Origin of the sequence: Kitasatospora sp. NPDC059599, assembly GCF_042735125.1 — a bacterium.
In the GTDB taxonomy this organism is placed as follows: Bacteria; Actinomycetota; Actinomycetes; order Streptomycetales; family Streptomycetaceae; genus Kitasatospora.
In genome coordinates this window covers 23640-29935 of record NZ_JBHWCL010000124.1, presented here as the reverse complement: position 1 = coordinate 29935, position 6296 = coordinate 23640, and the positions used below count along the sequence as shown (strand labels likewise).

Sequence of the window (6296 nt, the reverse complement as noted above, 5' to 3'; positions counted from 1 at the left end):
GTGACGAAGCCGCCGTCCGCGCCGCACCGGACCGCGACCGCCATCGGCGGTTCGCCCGCCGAGAGCACCACCTGCCCGGCGGGCAGCCCGGGTTCGGCGACCACCGTGGGCGCGGCCGTCCCGCCCCGGGCGAGGGCACCGGCCACCGCCCGGGCCACCGGGCCGTCCGGGTCGGCGGCGGCCACCACCGGGTGGGCCGCCGCGAGCGCCGCCGCCGCGCCGTCCGGTTCGTCCGCCACCGCGCCGGTCCAGGTCGGCAGCCGGGCGCCGTCCGGGTGGTCCACGATCAGGTCGTGCTCGCGCAGCCGGGCGGTGACGGTGGCCAGCGCGGCCGCCACCTTCGGCTCGGCGGCGGGCCGGGCCGCCGCGTCCGGACCGGGGGCGAGCCGGGCGGCGAGCAGCTTCCACAGGACCGGAAGGGCGCGGCTGCCCTCCAGGGTGAGGCTGGTGCCGCGTCCGCGCAGGTGCAGGCCGTCCCGCAGCGGGGTCACCGCCACTCCGGGGCGCAGGTGGGGCCGCACGGACGGCTCCTCCGCGCCGGTCACGCGGCGCCCTCCACCGCGGCGATGACCTCGTCCACCCGGTCCTGCCAGCGGTGCCCGGTGAGCGCGGGCACGCTGCGGACCACCAGGTGGGCGGCGAGGTAGCGCTCCACCGGGCGGACGTCGCAGATCGCGAACAGCCGGTACAGGCCGTTGGTGCAGGCCCGGTAGATCAGGTAGTCCGGGCGGGTCCACATGGTGCCGCGGGGGTCCGAGCGGTGCAGCAGCCGGTGGAACTCGCTGTAGCGGGTGCGCAGGTCGAAGTCCCAGCGGGCGGCGGTTTCCGGGTCGCCGATCGTGGCCGCGCGCTCCCGGTACTCCTCGCGGCTGCCGCCGAGGTCGGCGCCTGCGGCCAGCTGCCGCTCCGCCATCGTCCAGGCGGTCGCCGACCAGTGCGCCCAGTCCCGTTCCCAGCCGCTCGCCCCGCCGTCGGTGATCCGGCCGACCAGGGCCGTGACGGCGCCGCCGACCTGCTCCCAGCGCCGTTCGAAGTCGGCCCGCAGGCTGCCGTCCTGGTCCTCGTGGACGAGGAAGTCCTCCAGGTGCGACAGCATCGAGTAGTGGCCGCCGATCAGCCCCTCCGGGTGTGCGGCGGCGTGCGCCGCGAGCGCCGCCACCACCAGCTGCACCCGGGCCGCCGACGCGTCGCCGTGCGCGCCGAGGAAGGCGGACCCGGATCCGATCGCGGGCAGCCCGAGGCGCAGCAACTCATCGCGCAGGTCGGCGGATTCGGTACCGAGCAGGGCGCGGAGGGACTGCTCGGCGGCCGGGTCGACGGGCTCCACCCGGACGGTGTTGTCCGGCACCAGCGGCCCGTACGGCGGCGCCACCAGTTCGACCCGTCCGGCGACGGCGGCCTCGGCCAGCAGCTGCTCGTCCGTCCGGTCGGCGACCGACGGGTGCGCCGCCGTCCACGTCCGCAACGCCTCGGCCGCGCGCTCCGCGGCGACGGCCACCCGAGCGTGCGGGCCGCGCAGTCGCAGCCGCAGGTGCGGGCCGAACCGCCAGTGCCGCTCGATGTGCGCCTGCAGCCCGTCCGCCACCGCCTGCCGGGCCTGCGGCAGCACGGCTTCGCGCAGCGCGCGGGCCTTCATGGGCTGGTAGTAGGTCAGGACCACATCACAGGCGGTCACGGCGGTCACGGCGGTCACGGCGCTCTCCGGGCCGTCGGCGGGGTCACGCATCGGACGTCTCCTCGGCACTGCGGGGCGGAATGGACGGATGGACGGGCGGGGCGGGCCGTCGAGCGGTGCCCCCGGAGCGGCGAGGCGGCGGCGGGCAGGGCGTGGGCCCGACCGTGCCGCTCACCGGTCCCGCTCCCGCGCCTCGCCGGCCCCCGCCCGGCCGGGACGGTAGGTCTCCACGACCGACTCGACCGCCCGGGCCGGTTCCGCCCGCCCGGCGATGGTGGGCAGCGACTCCTCCAGCACCACCCCGTTCGGGTAGCGGGTGAGCCATTTGGCGAGGTGGCTCAGGTGCAGCGGATTGCCGAGGTCGACGGGTTGGGGCTTGGGGGCGCGCAGGTGGGCCACGAAGGCGTCGGCGGGGGTGCCGGTGGTCGCGGCGGTGGCGGGCACGGGGTGCAGGAAGAGCTGTTCGGGCAGGCCCAGCAGGGCGCGCCAGCGGGCGGTGGCGCCGGCGGGGACCCCGACGGGCCCGGGGTCGGCGGTGAGGTCGGCGGTGAGGTCGGCGCGCAGCGCGTCGAGCACGGCGGGCGGCAGGTGCCAGCGGCGGCGGGCCAGGACGACGTGGCGGTGGCGCAGACGCGGGGTGCGGGTGACGGTGCCACCGGGTGCGTCGACGGCGGTGCGCGGCAGCAGCGGCCGGAAGTCGACGACGCCGTTGGGGTGGTCGGCGAGCAGCGGGGCGAGCCGCTGGGGCAGCATGAGCGGGGCGAGGAAGCCGAGGTAGAGGACGTCCAGCAGTTCGCCGGTGCTCCGGAGGCGGAAGCGGAGCTGGTCGGTGCCGGTGTCGTGGACGAGGTCGAGGTCGGCTTCGGCGAGGTTGGTCCACCGCCGGTCGGGGCCGATCTCGTCGGCGAGCAGCAGGGGGTGGAGGTTGGCGTTGAAGCCGCCGACCGGCCGGATCTGGGCCGCGCGGGCGCCCTCGCCGAGGCCGCGGCGGATCTGCCGGGCGACGTCGGCGGCGGCCCGCGGTGCGGTGGCGTCGAGGAAGCGGCTGGTGAAGCGCCCCCAGCCGCCGTAGACGTGGTTGACGCACAGCAGGCCGTCGGCGGCGTCGCACTGGACGAACCAGGAGTAGCTCAGCGGGCGGGCGGCCGTCCAGTCGGGCAGCCGGTCGGCCAGCGCGCGGACCGCCTCGACGGGGAGGACGAGTTCGCCGTCCCGCTCCGGTTCGGCGGCGAACTCGGCTTGCAGCGCCGCCAGTTCGTCCGGCATGGCCGGGTCGGCCCAGGCCTGTGCGGCGTCGGCACCGAACTCCCACGGGGTGGTGCACACCCCGCCGGTGCCGAAGCGGGCGACGAAGCGGTCGCGGGCCGCCCGGCGCATCAGGTGGCCGTGGTCGAACAGCTCGGCCAGCGCGGTGAGTTCGGCGAGCGCGACTCGATCGGCCGGGCTCGGCGAGGGACGCGGCGGCGAGGGCGCGTGGACGTCCTCGCTGAGGACGGTGAGCGGCGCGGCGTCGGCGGGGACGGGCCGGCCGGCTGCGGCCAGGACCCGGTGCCAGGTGTCGGCGAGCGTGGCCAGCAGAGCCGGCCGCCGCTCGCCCGGCGCCTCGGACAACTCCGCCGTGTAGCGGATGAGTTGGTCGATCAGATCGACGATCGGGGTGTCCTCCGGCCACGGCCTCAGCCACTCGGCGAGGCTCCGCAGCGGCTGCGGGTCCTGCGGGTCGACCGGGTCGGTGGGCACCAGCAGGCGGGCGGTGAGGAGTTGGCCGACGAAGCGGTGCACGACGGGGTCGCCGCCCGGCCGTCCGAGCGCGTCGGCGAGGCGGACGGCGAGCCGCTCCGGGGTGTCCGGTGTGTCGGCGAGCATAGCGAGGAGCGCGAGTTCGGGCCGGTCGGCCAGTTCGACCTCCTCCTCGCGAGTGACCAGGTAGCGCCCGCCCGCGAACACCACCTCGCTGCGGGCGTAGTGGGCGCGGCCGTCGGTGACGCGGGCGGCGGCGGTCATCCGGTGCGGCAGGGTGCGGCTGCGCCGGGGGTCGTCGAGCAGGGCCTGGACGAGCGCGGCGACCAACGTCCGGTTCTCCCGGACGACCGCGTACGGGGGCGCGGCGGGCCCGTTCGGCGTCGCGTCCCCCGAGGACCAGCCGACGGCGGTGAACCAGGAGAGCGGGCTGGTCTTCGCGGTGGCGCGCAGCGCGTGCCGCAGCACGGCGGCCTCCTCCTTGCGGGCCCGCCCGGACCGCTGCCCCGCCGTGCCGGCCTCGCGGGCCGTGGTGGCGACCGCGCGCAGCAGGTCGGCACTGGTGAGGGCGACGGCGCGGGCGAAGGCGGGGTGGCGGCAGATTTCGGCGAGTCCGGCGCGTTCGGCGGCGAGCGCGGACGGAACGGCGTCGGCCAGCGCGGCGAGCGCCCGGGCGCGCCGCTGCCGCAGGCCCAGCCATGCGGCGAGCCGCGGGACGCGCTGCGGCAGGTCGGCGAGCCGGTCGAGCAGCGCGGGGCGGGGCGGGCGCCCGTTGTGCAGGTCCCGGCGGAGCGGGAGCACGACCCGGCGGTGGAAGTCCTCGTCGTGTCCGGCGCGACTGTCGTACAGGTCGTCGCAGAGGTCCGTCCGCAGGGCCGCCTCCGCGGCCTCGACGGCGGAGAGTTCGGCCAGCAGGCTCCGCGCGGCCGCCGCCGGCGCGGACTGTGCGGGCCGGTCGATGACGGTGGCGCGCACCAGGGCATGGGGCGCGGTGTACGCGACCGGCGCCGGCCCGGACTCGGATTCCTGCGCAGGTGCGTCGGCCGGCGTGGGCACTGCGGCCCGGTCGGGCACGACAGCCTGCGAGGGCGCGTCGGCCGGGGCCTCTCGGAGCGCGGGACGCGGCAGGGCTCGGTTCGGCATGACGGCTCCCTCCGACGGGACTTGAGCGACACGGCAGGAACCCGGCGCGTCCGCGCGAACGCGCCGGGTTCAGGGTTGCTGCGCTGGTGGTGCGGGATGGTGCGGAGTCGGTGCGGGGTGCCGATCTCAGAAGGTGTCGAGGACCGGCGGGTGCGGAGCCCCGCAGGAGGACGATCCGCAGGAGGTCGAGCTGGGCCCGCCGGAGGCGCCCGTCTCGGGCAGCGCGACGGTGTCACGCAGCGCGGTGACGGTCAGCTCCCCCAGGTCGAGGCTGTCGAGGGCGAGGACGTCGGCGAGTGCGAGCTCGCCCTGGGCGTGGTCGGACATGTGGTCTCCAGAGTTCTCGAACGATCCTTGCCTACCGATGAACTGACGGAGTGTCAGTCGATGGACCGACGAAGCGTCAGTTGATCGGGACGACCATGTCCTGCGGCTGGGCGCAGGAGGACGAGCCCTGGCAGGAGCAGGAGCCCCAGGAGGCGCCGTTCTCCGGCAGCGCGACGGTGTCACGCAGGGAGGTGACGGTCAGCTCGCTGAGGTCGAGGTCCTGAAGGTCGAGAGTGATGTCGGACATGGCGTTCTCCCTTGAGGTGGCAGGCGTTCCGGACGGTCCGGGACGCGTCTGCGGAGCGGGTGCTGTGGGATGTGCCGGGCCCCCCGTGGGTGCGTCGAACGCGGATCGAGGGAATCCCGACGTCGCGCCGCCCGATGTCGACTCTAGGCCGCGGGGCCCGGCCGGCGGCACGGCCCCCGGGGCAATTGGCCGGTAGTCCGTGCCCCTACGGCTCATCGCCACCGCCACTACAGCGGCGCTTGAGCGATCCGCCACCGACCTGCGAAGTTCCACCGCGAAATCTTCCGAACTCCCTTTTGCAGATGGGAACTTGAGGGCAAAGCGAAGAGCGGGTGCGGCCGGTCCGCACCCGCTCGACTTATTGATCGTTCCGTTGATATACGGCAGCGGCCGGGTTTCCGCCGGCCGGGATTCGACAGGGGCTGTCGACTCCGGCCGCAGGGGCCGCAAGCGGCGACGGGCTGTCGGTCAGGCCCCTCGACTGGAGCAGACCGCGTAGACGGTGAGCGTCTGGGACGCAAGGCCGGTGTTCTTGGCGCTCGCCGACCAGGCGCCCCCGGTGCTCGTGCCGGAAGTCCCGGTGGCAGCGGAGCTCTTGATGTCCCAGGAGGAGCCGGCATCCGTTGCGAGGCCGCCGCCGGTGACCGCCGTCCCCGCCGGGCACCGAACACTTGCGGTGGCGAGCTCTCCGGGCTGGGCGGCGGCCGACGAGCTGACGATCTGACGTCCCGTCAGGCCGCTGCCACTCGACGACGGCGTTGCTTCCGCGCCGGAAGCGGATTGGCTGCAGCCGCCGTTCTGGTTGCCGGTGGAGGCGTTGCCCTGGCTCACCAGCCCTCCGGGGATGCACGCGACGGTGATGGCGGGGGTGTTGAGGAGACCGAGGCCGAGCAGCCCTCCGTCACCCTGGGCGTGAGCGGCAGTGCCGCCCATGAGAGCGGATACCGCGACGGCAGCACAGATGGCGCTGATTCTCCCGACTGACTTCACAGGCTGTCCTTACCTGGTGGGCGAGCGATCGGTGCGGTGGCACCCACTCGCCTGGTGAACGAGTCACCAGAAGGATGCCGACCCCGGGGATCGCTCCGGCATCCGCCACACCCGACCCGCGGGAGGCTTCGCTCGTTCAGCCCGTGCCGAACGACCGTGGCCCGAACGACCGTG

General features: G+C 75.5%; 5 protein-coding genes and 1 pseudogene. All 6 read right to left on the bottom strand.

The genetic code is table 11. The annotated features are described in order from the left end of the window. Positions 1-545, bottom strand: a pseudogene (locus ACFV04_RS32640) (hypothetical protein); the annotation flags it as partial. After that, the gene (locus tag ACFV04_RS32635) at positions 542-1726 is read right to left on the bottom strand and encodes a hypothetical protein (RefSeq protein WP_380534424.1); all 1185 of its coding nucleotides are present in this window, start codon (positions 1724-1726) and stop codon (positions 542-544) included. The pseudogene ACFV04_RS32640 and the gene ACFV04_RS32635, both read right to left, overlap by 4 nt. A gap of 120 nt (positions 1727-1846) precedes the next feature. Continuing rightward, positions 1847-4558: a lantibiotic dehydratase gene (locus ACFV04_RS32630; RefSeq protein WP_380534422.1), complete on the bottom strand. Its 2712-nt coding sequence runs from the start codon at positions 4556-4558 to the stop codon at positions 1847-1849. Positions 4559-4684: 126 nt separating this feature from the next. Then, positions 4685-4885, bottom strand: coding sequence for a thiazolylpeptide-type bacteriocin (locus tag ACFV04_RS32625; protein WP_360259019.1), 201 nt, complete (start codon positions 4883-4885; stop codon positions 4685-4687). Positions 4886-4961: 76 nt separating this feature from the next. Beyond that, positions 4962-5132, bottom strand: a complete 171-nt coding sequence (locus ACFV04_RS32620) for a thiazolylpeptide-type bacteriocin (RefSeq protein WP_380534420.1) — start codon at positions 5130-5132, stop codon at positions 4962-4964. Between the two features lie 468 nt (positions 5133-5600). Further along, on the bottom strand, positions 5601-6065 hold the full coding sequence (locus tag ACFV04_RS32615; protein WP_380534418.1) for a hypothetical protein: 465 nt from the start codon (positions 6063-6065) through the stop codon (positions 5601-5603). Positions 6066-6296: the final 231 nt, after the last annotated feature.

What these genes read in the sequence shown, in the direction of transcription:
- ACFV04_RS32635 (WP_380534424.1), bottom strand. Translation starts at nt 1,726, where the DNA reads ATGCGTGACCCCGCCGACGGCCCGGAGAGCGCCGTGACCGCCGTGACC.
- ACFV04_RS32630 (WP_380534422.1), bottom strand. Translation starts at nt 4,558, where the DNA reads ATGCCGAACCGAGCCCTGCCGCGTCCCGCGCTCCGAGAGGCCCCGGCC.
- ACFV04_RS32625 (WP_360259019.1), bottom strand. Translation starts at nt 4,885, where the DNA reads ATGTCCGACCACGCCCAGGGCGAGCTCGCACTCGCCGACGTCCTCGCC.
- ACFV04_RS32620 (WP_380534420.1), bottom strand. Translation starts at nt 5,132, where the DNA reads ATGTCCGACATCACTCTCGACCTTCAGGACCTCGACCTCAGCGAGCTG.
- ACFV04_RS32615 (WP_380534418.1), bottom strand. Translation starts at nt 6,065, where the DNA reads ATGGGCGGCACTGCCGCTCACGCCCAGGGTGACGGAGGGCTGCTCGGC.